Source organism: Demequina sp., from assembly GCF_016278775.1.
Lineage (GTDB): Bacteria > Actinomycetota > Actinomycetes > Actinomycetales > Demequinaceae > Demequina.
Genome location: NZ_JADQBF010000078.1, coordinates 26,887 through 43,576, shown reverse-complemented (window position 1 = coordinate 43,576; position 16,690 = coordinate 26,887). Strand labels below are relative to the sequence as shown.

Annotated in this window: 18 protein-coding genes and 1 pseudogene; 9 read left to right on the top strand and 10 right to left on the bottom strand. The window is 68.2% G+C overall.

Features of this window, described 5'->3' with window-relative positions; translation table 11 throughout:
* The 5 genes and pseudogenes from QZZ33_RS09200 to QZZ33_RS09180 all read right to left on the bottom strand — a co-directional run.
* Positions 1-200 (bottom strand): annotated as a pseudogene (locus tag QZZ33_RS09200) (pilus assembly protein TadG-related protein); the annotation flags it as partial.
* Between the two features lie 4 nt (positions 201-204).
* Complete coding sequence (locus QZZ33_RS09195) at positions 205-387, bottom strand: DUF4244 domain-containing protein (protein ID WP_291379601.1); 183 nt, start codon at positions 385-387, stop codon at positions 205-207.
* Between the two features lie 105 nt (positions 388-492).
* The gene (locus tag QZZ33_RS09190) at positions 493-945 is read right to left on the bottom strand and encodes a type II secretion system F family protein (RefSeq protein ID WP_291379600.1); all 453 of its coding nucleotides are present in this window, start codon (positions 943-945) and stop codon (positions 493-495) included.
* Positions 942-1,436, bottom strand: a complete 495-nt coding sequence (locus QZZ33_RS09185; protein WP_291379598.1) for a hypothetical protein — start codon at positions 1,434-1,436, stop codon at positions 942-944. The genes QZZ33_RS09190 and QZZ33_RS09185 overlap by 4 nt, the downstream gene beginning before the upstream one ends.
* Positions 1,433-2,479 carry an ATPase, T2SS/T4P/T4SS family gene (locus QZZ33_RS09180; protein ID WP_291379596.1) on the bottom strand — a complete coding sequence of 349 codons (1,047 nt, stop codon included), beginning with the start codon at positions 2,477-2,479 and terminating at the stop codon, positions 1,433-1,435. Before QZZ33_RS09180 ends, QZZ33_RS09185 begins: the two co-directional genes overlap by 4 nt.
* A 132-nt stretch (positions 2,480-2,611) precedes the next feature.
* Between QZZ33_RS09180 and QZZ33_RS09175 the strand changes: the two genes are divergently transcribed.
* From QZZ33_RS09175 to QZZ33_RS09150, 6 genes are all read left to right on the top strand, one after another.
* Entirely contained in the window at positions 2,612-3,403 is a 792-nt protein-coding gene (locus tag QZZ33_RS09175) for an HAD family hydrolase (protein WP_291379594.1), read from the top strand.
* Positions 3,403-4,119, top strand: coding sequence for a hypothetical protein (locus QZZ33_RS09170; RefSeq protein WP_291379593.1), 717 nt, complete (start codon positions 3,403-3,405; stop codon positions 4,117-4,119). Before QZZ33_RS09175 ends, QZZ33_RS09170 begins: the two co-directional genes overlap by 1 nt.
* The gene (locus QZZ33_RS09165; RefSeq protein WP_291379591.1) at positions 4,116-5,105 is read left to right on the top strand and encodes a hypothetical protein; all 990 of its coding nucleotides are present in this window, start codon (positions 4,116-4,118) and stop codon (positions 5,103-5,105) included. The genes QZZ33_RS09170 and QZZ33_RS09165 overlap by 4 nt, the downstream gene beginning before the upstream one ends.
* A complete protein-coding gene (locus QZZ33_RS09160; protein ID WP_291379589.1) occupies positions 5,102-6,691 on the top strand; it encodes a hypothetical protein in 1,590 nt (529 codons plus the stop codon). The genes QZZ33_RS09165 and QZZ33_RS09160 overlap by 4 nt, the downstream gene beginning before the upstream one ends.
* Positions 6,692-6,763: 72 nt before the next feature.
* Positions 6,764-7,327: a sigma-70 family RNA polymerase sigma factor gene (locus QZZ33_RS09155; protein WP_291379588.1), complete on the top strand. Its 564-nt coding sequence runs from the start codon at positions 6,764-6,766 to the stop codon at positions 7,325-7,327.
* Positions 7,324-8,187, top strand: coding sequence for a thioredoxin domain-containing protein (locus tag QZZ33_RS09150; RefSeq protein WP_291379586.1), 864 nt, complete (start codon positions 7,324-7,326; stop codon positions 8,185-8,187). Before QZZ33_RS09155 ends, QZZ33_RS09150 begins: the two co-directional genes overlap by 4 nt.
* Before the next feature lie 33 nt (positions 8,188-8,220).
* On the opposite strand, the gene QZZ33_RS09145 is transcribed toward QZZ33_RS09150, so the two are convergent.
* The 3 genes from QZZ33_RS09145 to QZZ33_RS09135 are packed head-to-tail and all read right to left on the bottom strand — an operon-like array spanning position 8,221 to position 10,081.
* Entirely contained in the window at positions 8,221-8,496 is a 276-nt protein-coding gene (locus tag QZZ33_RS09145) for a hypothetical protein (protein WP_291379584.1), read from the bottom strand.
* A 45-nt stretch (positions 8,497-8,541) separates the two neighbouring features.
* Positions 8,542-9,831, bottom strand: coding sequence for an acyltransferase (locus tag QZZ33_RS09140; protein WP_291379582.1), 1,290 nt, complete (start codon positions 9,829-9,831; stop codon positions 8,542-8,544).
* Between the two features lie 55 nt (positions 9,832-9,886).
* Positions 9,887-10,081 (bottom strand): hypothetical protein, encoded by a 195-nt coding sequence (locus QZZ33_RS09135; RefSeq protein WP_291379580.1) that lies wholly within the window; start codon positions 10,079-10,081, stop codon positions 9,887-9,889.
* A gap of 116 nt (positions 10,082-10,197) precedes the next feature.
* Here QZZ33_RS09135 and QZZ33_RS09130 point away from each other — a divergent pair, with 116 nt between their 5' ends.
* Together QZZ33_RS09130 and QZZ33_RS09125 are read left to right on the top strand one after the other, a co-directional pair.
* Positions 10,198-10,734, top strand: coding sequence for a sigma-70 family RNA polymerase sigma factor (locus QZZ33_RS09130; RefSeq protein ID WP_291379578.1), 537 nt, complete (start codon positions 10,198-10,200; stop codon positions 10,732-10,734).
* A 1-nt stretch (position 10,735) separates the two neighbouring features.
* The gene (locus QZZ33_RS09125; RefSeq protein ID WP_291379576.1) at positions 10,736-12,244 is read left to right on the top strand and encodes a hypothetical protein; all 1,509 of its coding nucleotides are present in this window, start codon (positions 10,736-10,738) and stop codon (positions 12,242-12,244) included.
* An 87-nt stretch (positions 12,245-12,331) separates the two neighbouring features.
* Here the strand turns inward: QZZ33_RS09125 and QZZ33_RS09120 are convergent, their stop codons facing one another.
* Positions 12,332-13,633 (bottom strand): APC family permease, encoded by a 1,302-nt coding sequence (locus QZZ33_RS09120; protein ID WP_291379574.1) that lies wholly within the window; start codon positions 13,631-13,633, stop codon positions 12,332-12,334.
* A gap of 136 nt (positions 13,634-13,769) precedes the next feature.
* Between QZZ33_RS09120 and acs the strand changes: the two genes are divergently transcribed.
* A complete protein-coding gene (gene acs, locus QZZ33_RS09115) occupies positions 13,770-15,800 on the top strand; it encodes an acetate--CoA ligase (RefSeq protein ID WP_291379573.1) in 2,031 nt (676 codons plus the stop codon).
* A 22-nt stretch (positions 15,801-15,822) separates the two neighbouring features.
* On the opposite strand, the gene QZZ33_RS09110 is transcribed toward acs, so the two are convergent.
* The gene (locus tag QZZ33_RS09110; RefSeq protein WP_291379572.1) at positions 15,823-16,605 is read right to left on the bottom strand and encodes a hypothetical protein; all 783 of its coding nucleotides are present in this window, start codon (positions 16,603-16,605) and stop codon (positions 15,823-15,825) included.
* Positions 16,606-16,690 lie beyond the last annotated feature (85 nt).

The following is a 16,690-nucleotide window of genomic DNA, read 5'->3' as shown; positions in this document are numbered from 1 at the left end:
GGCGCGCCCGCATCGGTCAGCACGATCGCCGCTCGCGCGGCCTCGCCCGCGCCGCGCTGCGCCGCCTGCACCTCAAGCGACCACGCCATAGCGCTGAGCGCCAGGGCCACCACCAGCACCACGCTTGGCAGGCCTAGCGCAAACTCGACGGTGACGGAGCCGCGCTCCGCCTCGCGCCCGTGCGCCGCCAGGTGCCTCACAGAGTCACCCGGCTCCGAGGGCGCCACTCACCAACGACGCCAAAGCTGATCGCACCTCTGGCGACTTGATGATGGCGATGAGTACTGCGGCGAAGGCTGCCGCCGCCACGGTGACGAGCGCGTATTCGACCGTGGCCATACCGTCGTCGTTGCGTGAGCCGAGGCGTCTTGTCCAACGAGCAATCATGGTGATGTTCCCTTCCTTGGCGGGGCGGCGCCCCGCGGTTGCTCCCCGACGGCCGCCGGGGAAGTCGAGGGGTCGCGCGGGTTGCGACACGTGCGACGCCGCTCATCACGGTGCAACCCCGCCGGAGTCGCTCATGACGGCGCCCGCGAGGGCGATCAGCAGCGGGACGACTCCCGTCAGCACAAAGGCCGGCATCAGGCACAGGGCCAGCGGCAGCGCAATCCTCACGCCCAACTCGGCGGCGGCGCCCTCCCCCGCGGCGCTCGCCTTGTCCAACAAGGAGTCAGCACATGACGTCAGGGCGCTCACAGGGCTCGAGCCCTGGTGCCACGCAGGCGCCAGTGCCCGCGCCAGTACCTCGAGGCGCGCGGGCGCCGTGCCCCACGCGTCGTCCCACGGCGCACCCGTACCGAGTGCGGCGGCCACCGCGCAGAGCGCCTCAGCGTCGCCGCCACACGCGCGTCCCACCTGCTCGAGAGCACTTCTGACGTCGAGGCCGGAACGGACGGCGGCGCCCATCAGCGCGACGACGGCAACCAAGGAGGTGGGCGCGGTCATGGCACGCGACCCGCCGCAATTGCAGCGCGCACGAGTGCGCGCATCCACCACCTTCCGAGCCATACGAGAAGCGCCGATGCGGCCAGCAGCGCCCAACCGAAGGGCGTCGCGAGTAACACCGTTGCCGTGCGCGGCTCGACGAGCAGTCCCAGCCCGATGCCCACGGCCGGGAGCCACGCGAGCACCCTTGACGAGGCCCGCGCTCCTGCCATCGCGGCGTGACGCCTCCTGGCGGCGTCGCCACGCGCGCGTTCCACCCGCACCAAGGATTCGACCACGTCGGCGAGAGGAACGCCGGATGAGTGCGCAAGCCGGGCGGCCGCCTGTACCTCGCCAGCCAGGGTGTCGGCGCGGTCCCACACCGGTGCTCCATGACCGTCGAGCGCCAGACTCGGGTCCCACGCACGCCAGGCATCGGGCGCTGCGAGGCCTGCCCGGGACGCTGCGGCGACGGCGGCAAGCCCTTCGATGTCAGAGGGCTGCTCGCTCATGCGGCCCTCACAGGCTCGGCCGGGGCGATTAGTCCCGCCGCCTCCACGAGGCGCGGCCAGGCAACGGCGGGTGTCAGGCGCCCTTCGGCGTCAACCTCGGCGGCAGGGACCGTCCGCAACCGACCGTCGGCCATATCGAGCAGCGCAACCTGCGCGACCCGCCGCCTGCCGTCCTGTTGCACCAGGTGCACGACGCCCCCGAAGGCGGCGGCCGCGTGAAGCGCGACGGCGCGCTCGCTGAGGTCCGCCAGCGCGCCAAGCCCCACTAGACGGGCGGGCACGTCTTCCGCAGCGTTCGCGTGGAGCGTGGTGAGGCTCCCTCGGTGGCCCGTGTTGAGCGCGAGCAACACGTCCCTGATCTCGGCGCCTCGACACTCCCCCAGCACGATGCGGTCGGGGCGCATGCGCAGCGCCTCCCGCACCAGTCTGGACAAGCCGACGGCGCCAGCGCCGTCCACGTTGGCCGCCCGCTCCACGAGCCGCACTACGTGGGGATGGTCTGCCCTCACCTCCCCCGCCTCCTCAATCAGCACGATGCGCTCCGCCGCGTCCACTTGAGCCAGGCAGGACGCGAGAAGCGTCGTCTTCCCCGACCCGGTCGCGCCCGACAGGATGAGCGATTGCCGCGACCGCACCAGGCCGCGCACCACGGGGGCGAGGTCGCGGTGGAGCATGCCTGACACCGCCAGGTCTTCCCACTCAAGCGACGAAGACCTGACGATGCGCAGCGACACCACGGCGCAGCCGTCGGCGACGGGAGGCAGCACGGCGTGCAGCCGCGTGCCGTCAGGCAATCGGGCATCCACGGCGGGCGCCGCGTCGTCGAGCCGGCGCCCTCCCAATGACGCGAAGCGTACGGCCAGCGCGCGCACGTCCGCCGCCTCCCACCGCGGGAGCACCCCCGGCACCACGTCGTCGGCCCGTTCTAGCCCCAGGCCGCGATCGATCCAGATCTCGCGGGGCGAGTTGATGAGCACGTCCGTGATGCCCGGCACTTCCAAGAGACGGCGTAGCCAGTCGGGAACCCACTCGAGTGTTGTCACAAGCCCACCGTGGCGGCGGCTGGCCGCTGACCTTGGCGTGGGCCCGCTCACCAGGGGAGACGCCGCGAAACGCGCGCCTGGGGACGACGCAGTGACGCTTCCACGCGTCGTCCCTTGAGGTTAGGCTGAGGTATGGCTAGCAGCGGCGCCGCGTTCTTCGACCTCGACAAGACGATCATTGCCACGTCGTCGTCGGCAGCGTTCTCCCGCCCCTTCATGCGCGAGGGCCTGGTGACTCGCACCGACGCCTTGCGCGCCGCGTACGCGCACTTCCTGTTCTCGGTTGGTGGCGCCGACGAGCGCCAGACCAGCAGGCTGCGCGACGCCCTGTCGGAGCTAGCGAAGGGTTGGGACGTCTCCAAAGTGACGGAGATCGTGTCCGAGACTGTCCACGACCTCATCGACCCCGTCGTATACCAAGAGGCCCTTGCGCTGATCCGTCGGCATCAAGAAAACGGCCGCGACGTCGTCGTCGTGAGCGCCTCTGGCGGGGAACTCGTTGCGCCCATCGCCACGCTCTTGGGCGCGGACCACTGGATCGCCTCCCAGATGGAGATCAAGGACGGCACGTACACGGGCCAGATCACCTTCTATGCCTACGGCCAACACAAGGCAACAGCTATCCGCGAGCTCGCCGCAGAACGCGGCTACGACTTGGACGCGTCGTACGCCTACTCGGATTCCATCACTGACGCGCCCATGCTCAACGCCGTAGGTCACGGCTTTGTGGTGAACCCCGACAGGAGCCTGCGCCGCGCCGCCGTCAAGAACGGTTGGGGCGTGCTGTACTTCCGCAAGCCCGTGGCCCTTCGCAAGGCCGACGCGACTGGCCCGGCGATCGCCTCGGTCCTCTTTGTGGCCCTAGGAGTCGTCGTGGGTGCTCTGTTCATGAGGGCCGCTCGACGGCGCAGGCTCGAGTCCTGATGTCCAGGTCGGGTCGTGTCGCCCTTGCGCGTGAGGCGCTTCCTGCGGTCACCGCCTGGGCCGAGTTGGTGATGGGCAACGATGACCAGGCCAGGCGGATGGCGTCAGACGCCGTAGTGGTGGCGGCGTCCGCAGCAGGCATCGGCACCGTGTCCGCCCTTGCTCGCGCTGCTCGGGACGACATGGCACGCAGGCTCGCGGGCGGCGAGTTCGCCGCCCCGGTCGCGCCTCCCGCCGACGAGCAGCAACCGACGCCGGAAGCCGAAGCGCCATCGCGTGCCGCAGCGTCGAGCGCCGCCGACGTGCAAGACCCAGCGCCGCGCCAGCCCGTGGCCGAGCGTGAGCCAGCCGATGCGTCGTCGCCCTACCTTCCTGGAAACGCGCAGCGCGGCAGCAATCGCGTGTCCCACCAACAAGACGCGGGCACCACACGGACAGCAGACGAGGCCCCCGAGCCAGACCAACGCACCCCTCGCGAGCGCCTCGCCGACGCCCTCGTGGAGTTGCGCCCACACGAGCGCCTCGCGGCAGTGCGGTACTACCTCGACGGCGAGTCGGTCGACTCGGTGGCTGCCCTGTTCCGCACCGGCCGGGCAGAGGCGGTCGCGTTGCTCGAGGCCGTCACGGCCGTCTTGGCGCCGCTGGTGGGCGAGCACGATCTTCCCGACTTCACCGTCAGTGCTGAGGAGTTGGAGATCGAGGTGGTGACGCGATGAGCGCACCCATTCTCCGTGAGGCGTTGGCTTCGCTGTTCCGCGCTGGCCGCGATGCGTCGGCCGCACTGACGCCCGACGAGGAACGAGCGATTCGCCGCCACCTTGCGATGCGATGGGGTGCCCGAGCCGCCACTGTCGCTGTGGTGGGTCTTGGCGGGTACGTTGGCGCCACGGCCGCCCTCTCGTCGTGGAGCGACACTGTCGCGAGCGAGCCAGCGCTGGAGGACGCCGCCCTCCCCGCGGTGGCGCACATCCCCCTCGAAGGCGGCCCGCAGTATGAGCACAGGTGGGGCGAGTTCACGTGCGGCGACGAGGCCCCAGCCCCGCACGCCACGGCGCCAGACGAGCGCCTCTCGATCGACATCACGAGCAGCGGCGACGTCGGCATGGCAACGGCTTCCGTGACGTGGGCAGCGCCGGCTGAGGTCCCTGTGGGCCGAAGCGAACCGGTGATCACTGCCGGCGCCATGGAAATCATCGCGGTGCGCGACGGCGTGGTGGCGGGGACCATCATCACTCAAGACTCCACGCTCGGCTGGCAACAATTCGGTCAGAGCAGCAGCCTCACTGGTCACGCCTCGCTGGCTGCCGACCAGTTCTACTGCATCAGCGTGGACACCAACTCGGGCGCCTACATCTACCTGGAACACGATCTCGACCCTGGAACCTATGAGGTCTTCGCGGCCATCAGGGTGTTCGCCACCCCCGAGTCGGTGGCGCTGTACCAGTCACTGGAGAGTACGGACTACCGCACGGTGGACGAGCGTGCCAAACAAAAAGGCGTCGAGTACACCCCGGGCTCCCGGGGTTGCCGGGCGCTCCAGTTCCAGTCGGTGACGGCGCGAGCATGCCTTCCAGACGCCGTCCCCACAGCGCAGCTCAACGAGGAACTGGGCACGGTGCGGCTGCTATACGACGCCTCTGCACTGCCTCACGAGTTTGACGTGACGCTCGTGAGCGAGCCGCTCCATATGGTGATTGAGTGACGTCACGTCGCCTTCAGGACGTGCTTGCGTCGCTTCACCGGGAACGCCGCGACGCCGCGCCTGCGCTCACGCGCGAAGCGGAACGGGCCATCGGGCGCCTGCTCGCGAAACGGTGGGCCTTGCGCACAGTGACGGTCGCGGCGGCGGGCGCGCTGGTGTTCGCTGGCGCGGGTGCGTGGATATCGGCCACCAGGGCGGCCGACGCTGGGGCCTCGGCATCACCCACGCTGACCGAAGCTGCCTTGCCGGGTGTTGCGCAGATCCCGCTTGGGGGAGGCGCCGAGTTCGCGTCGCTCAACGACTACCCGATCTGCGGCGAGCCAGCCCCGGAACCGAATGCCAGCGAACGGGGCTTCTCGATTGCGGCATCGGTCGCACCGACCGAGGATATCTGGCCGAATGCGACCGTCGATTCCCTTTGGGCGAGCATCGCATACAACGAAGGCGACCCCGGGCTGACCGCTCGTGGCCCTCTGTGGGTGGTGCTCATCGAGGACGGTGCCATCGCCGGCGCCGCGAAGCTCGACGTGCAGCGACTTCGTGAGGCGGTCACGCCCGAAGCCGATCCCGCCGAGTTTGGCGTGCCCGCGTTGAGCGACATCTTCTCGTGTCGCAAGTTGTCATTGCGTGGACCGCGCGAATACGACCTGTTCCCCGTCGAGCCCGGCGAGTACACGGCGGTGGCATACACCCGCATCTTCGCCACCGTGGAGTCCGTGGCGCTCGGCCAGGCACTTCCGCGCGGCTTCGAGATTGACGAGTCCGCCAAGCTGCCAGGCGGCGTCTACCAACCGGGCTCCTATGACTGCGCGGTGCTGGAGGCGAATCTCGAAATCGTCCGCGCATGCCTGCCTGACGTCGTACCAGGCGCTCAGGTGGATGCAGACCGCCAGACCCTGTCCTTGATGTACGACCCCACCGAGCTCGGAGCGCCGCTCGACGTCACGCTCGTCAGCGAACCGCTCAGCCTCACGCTCGCCCCTTATCCCGACGACCAAGAGGGGACGGGGTTCTTCCGCTTCGACACGAGCGACGCGACTCGTTTCGCGTCAGGAGCCGACGTGGTGTGCGGCGCGGTGGTCAACGACTACAGCGCCTTCGAGGCGACGGGCGAGTCGCGCTTCGACACCGACGGCGGCCGTGATGACGTGAGCATCGAGGCCCCCTTTCCCGCCTTCGAGAATCTCTCTCCTGGCATCGTGCAGGCGCAGGTCATGCCGTGGCTTGCCAGTGACGGCGCCTCCGTGCGGCTCGACGCCGGCGCGCGCGTCGTCTACATGCGGTACCGGTCTGTCGCTGGTGAGGTCGGATGGCCCGAGTACGAGGTGGTGGGCTTCGCGCCGCTTGAGATGCTTGGCGTGATCCCTTACGACCGCTACGCGGGACCCACCAACGTACGACTACGCGTAGGAGAACCAGAATGGTGCGCCGGCATCGACCAAGACGACGGTCGCCTCAGCGGCCACACGGCCGTGGTGGGTACGTGGACAGTCACCCCCGTCCAGGGGCCCCAGAGCAAGCACGAACGGATCTCCACGACCCAAGCTCGTTTGCCGCTATCTGTCGAGATACAGCTCGACGGCTAGGGGGAGGTCCCTCCCCAACGTATTGGGCGCCACGGGCGTAGAGGTGCACATGACAGACGCAAAGGACATCGCGTGAGCCGCTGGGACGCGCACTTGGGCGAACTGGTCGAGCGCCGCTACCCGGCGCTCGTCGCCTACGCGACGATGCTCACCGCGGGCGACCGGCCCACAGCAGAAGACCTGGTACAGGAAGCGATTGTGCGCAGTTATGCGCGGACCAAGGGCTTTGCGGACGTGCACCACGCCGAGAACTACGTGCGCCGCGCCGTCGTGAGCGCGTTTGTCGATGCTCACCGGAGGCGATCCCGACTCACCAGGGCCTACTCACGATCCGTGGAGCAGGGCGCGGTTCCAGGACCCGAGCCCTCCGTGGTGGCGGCCGTGGATGTGCGGGGCGCGCTCGCGCAGTTGAGCCCGCGCGAGCGCGCGTGTGCCGTGTTGCGGTTCTACGACGACCTCACGGTGTCCCAGATCGCCGCGCGCCTTGGCCTGGCGGACGGCACCGTCAAGCGCTATCTGTCCGACGCGTCCGCGCGCCTTGCCGACCTCCTTGGCGCCGACGTCGTCCGGGACCGCCTCGGCAACGAACGCCGCAACACCGTGCTCGTCACCTCGCACCGAAAGGACCGGCCATGAACACCCTTCACGACGCGCTGCGCCAGCATGTCGCCGCGACGGAGATCGACCTCGCCGCGATCGAGCGACCGTCACTGCGCCAGCGTGCCCACCGCCGACGGGTGGTGCGGCGGGCGACCATCGCGTCGGCCGCGACCGTGAGTACGGGGGCGCTCGCGCTCGGAGTCGCCTGGACGATTCCCGCCTTCTGGCCATACAGCACCGCGGCGATCGGCGATGCCGCGACTGCGGGCCATCAGGGGCTACCGCTCGGCGAGGATGGCTCCGTGCTGGTGTCGGTGCCAGCGGAGACCGTGGTGGTGGACGTCTATCTCGACCCCATCTGCCCAGCTTGCGCGGACTTCGGCGCCAGCATCGAGCCCCAACTTCGCGCGATCGACGGCGCCACCGTCGTCATCCATCCGATCGCCTTCTTCGACTCCCTCTCCTCTGACGGGTCGTACTCGACGCGCGCGGGCTCTGCCATTCACGAGGTGGCCGCCGGTTCGCCACAGCATGTGGGTGCGTTCCTCCACCTGCTGTGGCAACACCAGCCCGCCGAGGGCTCGACGCTCACCGATGAGCAACTCGGGGACCTCGCCGCCAGCATCGGCGTTCCACACGACGTCGTGGCGCGGTTTCCCGAGCACCGCTACGCCGACGCCATAGCGACTGCGACCGACGCCGCAACGGCCGCGGGCGTGGCAGCAACGCCAGCGGTGTACGCGGACGGCACAGGCTATTTCGCTGACTCGTGGCAGGACGTCGTGGATCCGATTCGCGAGGTGGCTCGCGGCAAGGCCATGGACATTGACGCCGCGATCGCCTCCGTCAACGCCGAACGCGAGTCCAGGGAGGCGGCGGCGTCACCGGCTCCCTAGGCTCGAGGCAGCGTTCCGGTGACTCCCCGCGTGTCAGCCGGTCTTGCGCCGGAACTGCGTGGGCGCGTGACCCGCGCCGTTGCCGTGCAGGTGTGAGCCGGGACCGGTCGGACCCCCGGAGACCCTGCCGGTCGAGTTCTGGGTGCCCACGGCGTCGTCCATGATTTGCTGCGGGTCGCCATCCTTGATGGCCGCCAGGAACTTCTGTGCGTCCTCATCTTTAAGCATCTTGGCCAGCTTGCCGTGATGGAAGATGTGAACCTCGCCGTTCTTGCGGGTGCGGTAGTCGAATCCATTAGGTCCACTCATAGGCTCATGGGACCACGTGCGGGCGCCCCCTGCAACCTCAGCCGCCTATTGCTTGGCCGGGTATCGCTTGTTCGCCCACCGCGACCGCAAAGCAGGGCGCTCGATCCACTGCCAACTGAGGGTCGCAATGCCGTAGGCGATCGCCAGCATCGCCCCACCGATGGCGAGGTGTCGACCCCAGTCGGTGATGCCGAAGTACTCAAACTGGCCTTCGGTGATGTTCGAGAACAGGTACAGCAGCAGGTAGTGCCAGATGTACAGGCCGAACGAGATGGTGGCGGTGTAGCGGGCAAAGCGGTTGTCGACGAGGCGCCCCACCAGCCGGGAGTGCGCGAGCCCTACCAGGATGACGGCGATCGAGAGCGTGAAGAGGGGGAAGAGATAGGGCTGTTGTTGGAAGCCGTCGAGGTTGCTGGGTTCGGCGGGCCAGCGGTAGCGCCACACAAGGAAGCCGGCGCCGGCAAAGCCCGCCAGGGCGACGACGTCCCACCACCAGCGGGTGAGGTTCACCGGACCGGGGCCAGTCTGCCGACGGTTCTCGCGAGAACGCCACGATGCGATCGCCCACGCGGCCAGGATCCCGAGAGCGAAGTGCGCGAAGAAGCCCAAGGGGTTGTAGCCCGGCATCCATTCCTTGGCTCCGCCGATGTCGCCGAAGCCCCATCCCTTTCCCTCGTCGGACAGCGTGAAGGTGGACACCACCAACCCATTGAGGACGATCACGAGCGCGAAGTTGCCTGCCCAATAGGCCAGGCCGCGCAGCGGGGTGCCCGGGTGCGGGGCGCGGTCGCTGCGGGCCGCGCGGCGCGTCACCCACCAGAACAGCAGCGCCATCATGCCTGCCAACAGCACGTAGCTGAAGACCTCGATGCTGATGGACCATAGGGGGCCGTTAACCGACGACGGGAACCACGTCTTGTAATGAAAGCCCGATGTGAAGGTGAGGCCAGAGATGAGCCGCCACACCTTGTAATCGGCGTCGGGCGTGAGCCAGAACGCGAGCGCAAAGCTCACCAGCAGGCCGACGTAGTACCCGGGCACGATGCGTGCGGCACGGCGCCGGACGTAGTGCCGCATGCTCGGCATCGGCGCTCCCGCCAGGTACGCCTTCCAGAACGGATAGCTCAACAGCATGCCCGACAGCACGAAGAAAATGGACACGCCGAAGGCGCCCTTGAGAAACACGACTTGGACCTGCTGGTACCACTCCGCCTGCATTGGCAGGGTGAGGCGTTGGTAGATGTGCGAGAAGATCACGGCGAGCGCGGCGGCGGCCCGTATCCCGTCGGCGCCCATGATGCGGTCAGCGTGGCGTTGGTCGGCTGCATTGCCCATGCACCGGAGGATAGCGCCTGTTCACGGGGGCGCCGTGCGCCTTTGGGCCACGGGGTCAGCCGCGCTCGTTTCCGCGTTTGTAGTTGCCGGTGACCCGTGCCATCACCACTTGAGCATCTCCGGCCTCAACCTCGCGCAGAAACCGCGCGGCAGCGCCCTTGCGAAGAATGGTGGCCGGTCGCCCATGGTGGGTGATGGCCACCTCGCCGCCCTTGCGCTCGCGGTACTCGAACCCCTCTGCCTTGCCCATCGGTCTTCTCCTCCCGCCGCGCCGGGGCCCGTACGCTGGGGCGCGCACCAACCTTTTGCCGCTCGCGCTCGTGTTGTATGAGAGACGCGGAAGAGAATACCGAGCAAGGGGGAGGCATGGCACGGTGGCAAGGCTTCTACGACGAGCTCGCTGACCAGCGCTATCCCGCGCTGCTCGCGTACGCCGTAGCCTTCACCGGCCAGCAGGCCACCGCGGAGGACCTTGTCCAGGAAGCCATGGTGAGGACCTTCTCCTCTCCCCGCAGGCTAAGCTCCGCCCGGCACGCCGAGCACTACGTGCGGCGAGCGATCGCGTCCGTGTTTGTGGATGACAAGCGACGCGAGCAGCTGTTCAGGCGCTCCGCCGCGCGGCTTGCCCACGCCGACGTCGGCCCCGACCACGCCAGCAATGTCGACGCCCGCGACGCCGTGACCGTCGCCCTCGCCTCGCTGAGCCCACAGGTGCGCGCCTGCGTGGTGCTGCGCTACTACGACGACCTCACGATGGCGCAAATCGCCGACCACCTGCACCTCGCCGTCGGCACCGTGAAGCGCTACCTGCACGACGGCGCCGAGGCCTTGCGAGGCGAGCTCGGTGCCGATCCGGATGAAGAACGCGTCGAGGTCCTCGTGACCCCGCGAAGGGAGAAGTGACATGCCCACACTTCACGACCTCATGTCAGAGTCGATCGACGGCAGGGCCAGGGCCCTCCAGGCGGCCGATGCTTCACCCGGGGGTTCCACTCGTGGACTCATCGGGCGACGCAGGCGGCGCAACGCGGCGATGGCGGGAGGGTCGTCGGCGTTGGCCGTGGGCGCGCTGGTGGTGGCGGGAGTGGTGCAGGAGTCCCGCAGGGACGATGCGCCGGCGTCAGCCGATCCGGACGCGGTTGAGTTCATCACGACGGACGTCGATGCCCTGAACCAACTGGATGTGGGCTTTCTTGATTGCGGAGAGGAGGTGCCGCCCACGTTGACGGAGGACCAAGGCTTCACGCAATCTATCGCTGTCGACAGGGCCGGCAACTCCAGTGACGCTCTGCGCATCACGGCTGCCGTGGACTACAACGGCCCGGACCGCGCGCCCGTGTTCGTCAACCGTGGCTATGCGGTGCTGACCTACAACAACGCGGTGGTCGGATATAGCTTCAGTGGCGGTGGCGGGGACGACAGTTTCGAAACGGTGACGCGCGGCAGCCACTGGACCGCCGGCAGGGTACTCGACCAAGCGTTGTTCCAGGACCTGCCGTGCCTCGCCTACCAGGGTGCATGGCCGAGCTCCGACGACGTCGCCTACCCGGCTGGCGAGTATCAGGTGTACGTGGTGTCACAGGCGGACACGAGTGCGCCGCTGGTCGCGCTTCACGAGCTCGAGGGCAATGGATACTACGTGGCGGGCACCACGAGGGGTGTGCTGAACCCCGGCTCCATCGATTGCCAGTCATACGTCGACGACGGGCGATCCTGGAACCAAGTGGTCCCCCTCGAATGCGCCGAGACGTTGCCGCCGGGTGTGCAACTGGACCGGGAGTCCGGCTCGGTGACACTGCCCTTTCACTCGGCCGACTACTCGGACGACTTGGATGTCACCCTGGTATCCGAACCCGTCGGCGTGACGCTTGACCACGACATCACCTTTGGCGATCTGGGTTTCACTCCGCCCCCCACCGAGCCGGATCCCGTCCAGCGCCTCGCCTGCGGCGAGTTCACCGGGAGTGGTGGCTACGACGAGTTCGAGACGGACTTCATGGACATCCCGAGCTTCGCGGACCTCGCCGCCGGTGCCGAGGTGCCGATCCTGATCGACGTGTACACCAGCGGCAATCGGAGTCGCGGCACACTGCACATCCAGGACGACGCCACGGCGGCGCTACTCATCGAGGGAGGAGTCGGGACCTACTGGGTCGCTACGGTGGGCACTCCCGTGTTCACGCCCAGCGAGGTGGCCATCGACCGCTCTAAGGGCTATCCGGACGCGTCCGTGCGACTCGAGAGCATGACGGAATGCCCCGAGCCCACTGAGCCACCGTGGACGCTCCTCAATCGCGACCCGTCCGTCGTGCAGTGGCTGCTGGCAATCCAGGGAGACTTCCGCGTTGACTGGGAGGACGGCACCACCACCACAGCCGACGCCATCACCCTGAGAGGCCGTGCGGAAGGTTAGTGGCGGCTGTGTGCGCCGCGCTGGAAGTGCACCAGGTGCGCGCTTGAGGCCCCAGCGTGCTCTCATGCACTTCCAGCGCGAGCCGAGCTAGCCCTCGTCAGGGTGCCGCTTCAGATACCACGCCTCGAGCGCGTACACCACGGCCACCGCGACCACCGCACCGACGATCACCCACGGCTGCCCGGCGCCCCGTGCCGCCATGAACGCGCCCAGCACCACAGCGTCGGCCGCAATCGCGGAGATGACCACCCACCGCCGCGCGCCCACGTCCTCCCGCAACCGTGTCAGTACGCCCCAGTGGATCACCACGTCCATGACCAGGTAGAAGATGATGCCGACGGCGGCGATCTGCGACAGGTCCAGGCTCACCGCCAGCACCGCCGCCACCACGCCCAAGTACACGAGCATGTGATGGCGCACCTGGCCTGGCATCCCGAAGTGGCGGTGCGGGATCATCGTCATGTCGGTCACCATGGTGAGCATCCGCGACACCGCGTACATGGAGGCCACCAGCCCGGTGGCGCAAGCGACCACCACGACGGCCACTGTCGCGATCACGCCAGCGCTGCCGAGCGCGGGACGGGCAGCCTCTGCCAGCGCGTAGTCCTGCGCGGCCACGATCTCTTGGACCGTGAGGGAGGACCCTGCACCCAAGGCGACCACCAAGTACACGGCCGCGCAAATCTCAAGCGAGATGACGATGGCCCGGCCGACGTTGCGGGAGGGGTCTTTGAGCTCGGCTCCGTCGTTGGTGATGGTGGTGAAGCCCTTGTAGGCCAGCACTCCTAGACCTGCGGCGGCGATGAAGCCCAGGACCCCCGATCCGGCGGTGAGTCCCTCTGACCCAGCCTCGTAGCCGCCCCCAGCGGCAATCATGGCGGCGATGGCGAGCGCCCCGATGCCGCCGATCTTGACGACCGCGCCCACCGTCTGGAACCAGCCGATGTTCTCGTTGCGAGCCAGGTTGATGGCCACGGCCACCACGATGAGGAGCAGTGCCAAGGCAGAGACCAACCACCTCGAACCCCACCCGAACGGCTCCAGCAGGTAGGTGCCGAATGTGCGCGCCACGAGCGCCTCGTTGAGCACCATCGACAGCGCCATCAGCATGGCCGATCCGGCCGTCACGGTGGAACGCCCGTACGCCTGGTTCAGAATCATGGCGATGCCACCGGCCGACGGGTGGGCTCGGGTCACCTTGATGTACGAGTAGGAGCCGAGGCCTGCGACCCCAGCGGCGGCCAAGAGCGCGAGAGGGAACAGCGGCCCGGCAAGGTCGGCCACCTGGCCCGTGAGGGCAAAGATGCCCGCCCCCACCATGACGCCTGTGCCCATGGCGACCGCGCCTCGGAGCGACAGAGACCCCTCGCGATACGTGGTGTCAGCCATCCATCCATGCTGGCACGAACGTGCTGCGAGCGCCCTCGGAGCGCCGCGGGCCCGCAACGTGGACTCGGGCACTGCCGAGCGAGCCGCGCATAACCGGGCGTTGAGCGACCCATGACCTAAGGCCTAGGCTGTCCCCATGGTCAAAGATGCCCATGTCCCCGGCGGCTACGCTCCGTCCCGTCACACCCTCGAGAACCTGCACACCGAGAAGCGGATCTTCCCGCCTCTTGTAGGCATGGCCGCGCACGCCAACGCGACCAGCTACGAGTACAAGAAGGCCAAGGTCGATCCGCTCCAGTACTGGCGGGAGGCCGCGCTGCGCCTGGAGTGGCACGAACCCTTCACCGAGATCCTCGACTGGTCCGACGCCCCTGTGGCCCGCTGGTTCCACGACGGCACCCTCAATGCGTGCGACAACGCGGTGGACCGCCACGTGCGCGAGGGCCGCGGCGACCGCGTCGCCTTCCACTTTGTGGGCGAGCCAGGCGACACCCAGACCCTCACCTACGCCGACATGCTCGAGCGCGTCCAGAAGGCGGCGCGCGGCCTCGAGTCGATCGGCATCGGCAAGGGCGACAGGGTCGCCATCTACCTGCCCCAAATCCCAGAAGCCGTGGTCGCCATGCTCGCCTGCGCCCGCGTCGGGGCCATCCACTCGGTGGTCTTTGGCGGCTTCAGCGCCGAGAGCCTCCGCCAAAGGATTGACGACGCCGAGGCCAAGTTGGTCATCACGGCCGACGGCGGCAACAGGCGGGGCTCCCACCTCGCCTTGAAGCCCCTGGTGGACGAGGCCCTCGCCAGCCACGGTGAAGGCACCGCGCATCCAGGGCCGTGCAAGAGCGTCGAACACATCCTCACCGTGAAGCGCACCGGCCAAGAGACAGCGTGGCAGGACGGCCGCGACATCTGGTGGCACGACGTGGTGGACCCGCAGCCGGCAGAGCACGAGCCCGTGTGGGTCGAGGCGGAGCACCCCCTGTTCATCCTCTACACCTCGGGCACCACCGGCACCCCCAAGGGGCTCTATCACACCACCGGCGGCTACCTCACTGGAGTGGCACACACGCACCGGATCGTCTTCGACATCAAGCCGGAGACCGACGTGTACTGGTGCTCCGCCGACGTCGGCTGGGTGACCGGCCACTCCTACATCGTCTACGGACCCATGATCAACGGCACCACCCAGGTGCTCTATGAGGGCACGCCCAACACCCCGCACGAGGGCCGCTGGTGGGAGATCATCCAGGAGTACAAGGTCACCATCCTCTACACCGCCCCCACCGCGATTCGCACCTTCATGAAGTGGGGAGAGGCCATTCCCGACCAGTACGACCTGAGCTCGCTGAGGCTGCTCGGCTCCGTGGGAGAGCCCATCAACCCCGAGGCGTGGATGTGGTACCGCCGGGTGATCGGCTACGACCGCTGCCCCATCGTCGACACCTGGTGGCAGACGGAGACCGGCTCCATCATGATCTCCCCGCTGCCGGGAGTGACGGGCACCAAGCCGGGTTCGGCCATGACGGCCATCCCTGGCGTCGCCATCGAGGTGGTGGACGACGCCGGGTCGCCAGTGCGCAACGGCGAGGGCGGCTACCTGGTCATCACCGAGCCGTGGCCGTCGATGCTGCGCGGCATCTGGGGCGACCGCCACCGCTACCAGTCCACGTATTGGAACCACTTTGACGGCATGTACTTCGCTGGCGACGGGGCCAAGAAGGACGTGGACGGAGACCTGTGGCTGCTGGGCCGCGTTGACGACGTCATGAACGTCTCAGGCCACCGCCTCACCACCACGGAGATTGAGCACGCGCTCGTGTCCCACCCGTGGGTCGCGGAGGCGGCCGTGGTGGGCGCCAACGACGAGATCACTGGCCAGGCCGTGGTGGCGTTCGTGATTGTGCGCTCCGACGCGGCCGATGTGCCGACGGAGGGCGAGGCCGTCACCACTGCTCTGCGCGAGCATGTGCGCAAGCAGATCGGGCCGCTCGCCAAGCCGCGCGACATCCTGGTGGTGGCCGAGGTGCCCAAGACCCGCTCCGGCAAGATCATGCGGCGGCTGTTGCGCGATGTGGCAGAGAACAGGGTGGTGGGCGACGTGACGACGCTCGCCGACTCGTCGGTGATGGATGCGATCCGGGAGGGCCTGGCCGCAGGCAAGGCGGACTGATGCGCGACTGCTCGGCGCGCGACTACCCGACGCGCTGCCAGCCGCCGCACACGCTCGAGTCCAACACCTGACCGTCGGCCAAGTCCACCGTTCTGGGGCCGTCCCCCGTGAAGTCGAACTCTTGCGCGACGGTCGCGGCGCCTGGCTCAAAGGATTCAAGCACCGTCCATACACACCAGGTGTCTGGGTCGTCACCGTCGACAACTCCGAGCCGCTCATAGGTGCCCTCGGCGACATCGATGCCCACCGCCCAGTAGCCGTCGTCGATGGACGTAGCGAGGTCGGCCGACGCTGGCAAGGGCTCGTCCACGAGCGCCCACGCTCCGCAGTTCTGGGAGTACGCGCGCTGTCCGTCAGCGATGCGCATCACAGGATGGCCGCCGTCCGTCACGTTGGCCATCGCGATCTGGTCAATCCCCCGCTCGGCACCCTCGTACAGGCCCCACTTGCAGGAGCGGTCAAACAGGATCCCGCCGTTGACGCCGCTGTCGCCTTCAACGGGTTCGATCACGCGGTACAGCCCGGCTGGCACATCGGTCCCGCCCAGCACCGTGAGATCCTCGAGCGCCTCTAGCCCGCTGTCGTCAAACGACGACGCAGGCGCGCTCTCGCTCGGCGAGGCTGGCTCGGTGGCGGTGGCGGTGGCGGTAGCCGTGGCCGGGGAGGCGCTGGGGAGAGGTCTGCCCTCAGCATCCCTGTCCGGCAGGTACTCCATCGCGTAGAACGCCGCAGCGAGCACCGTCAATCCGACGAGTCCGCCCACGATCAGGCTCCACCCGATCACACGCAGGCGCCTATCCACCATCGCGCCCCGCAACCTCACGTCGGCCCATCGGACCCTCCCTCCGCGCGCAGCCTCACACATGCATTGCACACAATGTGCCACAGCT

What these genes read in the sequence shown, in the direction of transcription:
- QZZ33_RS09145 (WP_291379584.1), bottom strand. Translation starts at nt 8,496, where the DNA reads ATGAGTGGACCTAATGGATTCGACTACCGCACCCGCAAGAACGGCGAG.
- QZZ33_RS09185 (WP_291379598.1), bottom strand. Translation starts at nt 1,436, where the DNA reads ATGAGCGAGCAGCCCTCTGACATCGAAGGGCTTGCCGCCGTCGCCGCA.
- QZZ33_RS09165 (WP_291379591.1), top strand. Translation starts at nt 4,116, where the DNA reads ATGAGCGCACCCATTCTCCGTGAGGCGTTGGCTTCGCTGTTCCGCGCT.
- QZZ33_RS09110 (WP_291379572.1), bottom strand. Translation starts at nt 16,605, where the DNA reads ATGGTGGATAGGCGCCTGCGTGTGATCGGGTGGAGCCTGATCGTGGGC.
- QZZ33_RS09190 (WP_291379600.1), bottom strand. Translation starts at nt 945, where the DNA reads ATGACCGCGCCCACCTCCTTGGTTGCCGTCGTCGCGCTGATGGGCGCC.
- acs (WP_291379573.1), top strand. Translation starts at nt 13,770, where the DNA reads ATGGTCAAAGATGCCCATGTCCCCGGCGGCTACGCTCCGTCCCGTCAC.
- QZZ33_RS09130 (WP_291379578.1), top strand. Translation starts at nt 10,198, where the DNA reads ATGGCACGGTGGCAAGGCTTCTACGACGAGCTCGCTGACCAGCGCTAT.
- QZZ33_RS09125 (WP_291379576.1), top strand. Translation starts at nt 10,736, where the DNA reads ATGCCCACACTTCACGACCTCATGTCAGAGTCGATCGACGGCAGGGCC.
- QZZ33_RS09175 (WP_291379594.1), top strand. Translation starts at nt 2,612, where the DNA reads ATGGCTAGCAGCGGCGCCGCGTTCTTCGACCTCGACAAGACGATCATT.
- QZZ33_RS09170 (WP_291379593.1), top strand. Translation starts at nt 3,403, where the DNA reads ATGTCCAGGTCGGGTCGTGTCGCCCTTGCGCGTGAGGCGCTTCCTGCG.
- QZZ33_RS09140 (WP_291379582.1), bottom strand. Translation starts at nt 9,831, where the DNA reads ATGGGCAATGCAGCCGACCAACGCCACGCTGACCGCATCATGGGCGCC.
- QZZ33_RS09150 (WP_291379586.1), top strand. Translation starts at nt 7,324, where the DNA reads ATGAACACCCTTCACGACGCGCTGCGCCAGCATGTCGCCGCGACGGAG.
- QZZ33_RS09120 (WP_291379574.1), bottom strand. Translation starts at nt 13,633, where the DNA reads ATGGCTGACACCACGTATCGCGAGGGGTCTCTGTCGCTCCGAGGCGCG.
- QZZ33_RS09135 (WP_291379580.1), bottom strand. Translation starts at nt 10,081, where the DNA reads ATGGGCAAGGCAGAGGGGTTCGAGTACCGCGAGCGCAAGGGCGGCGAG.
- QZZ33_RS09195 (WP_291379601.1), bottom strand. Translation starts at nt 387, where the DNA reads ATGATTGCTCGTTGGACAAGACGCCTCGGCTCACGCAACGACGACGGT.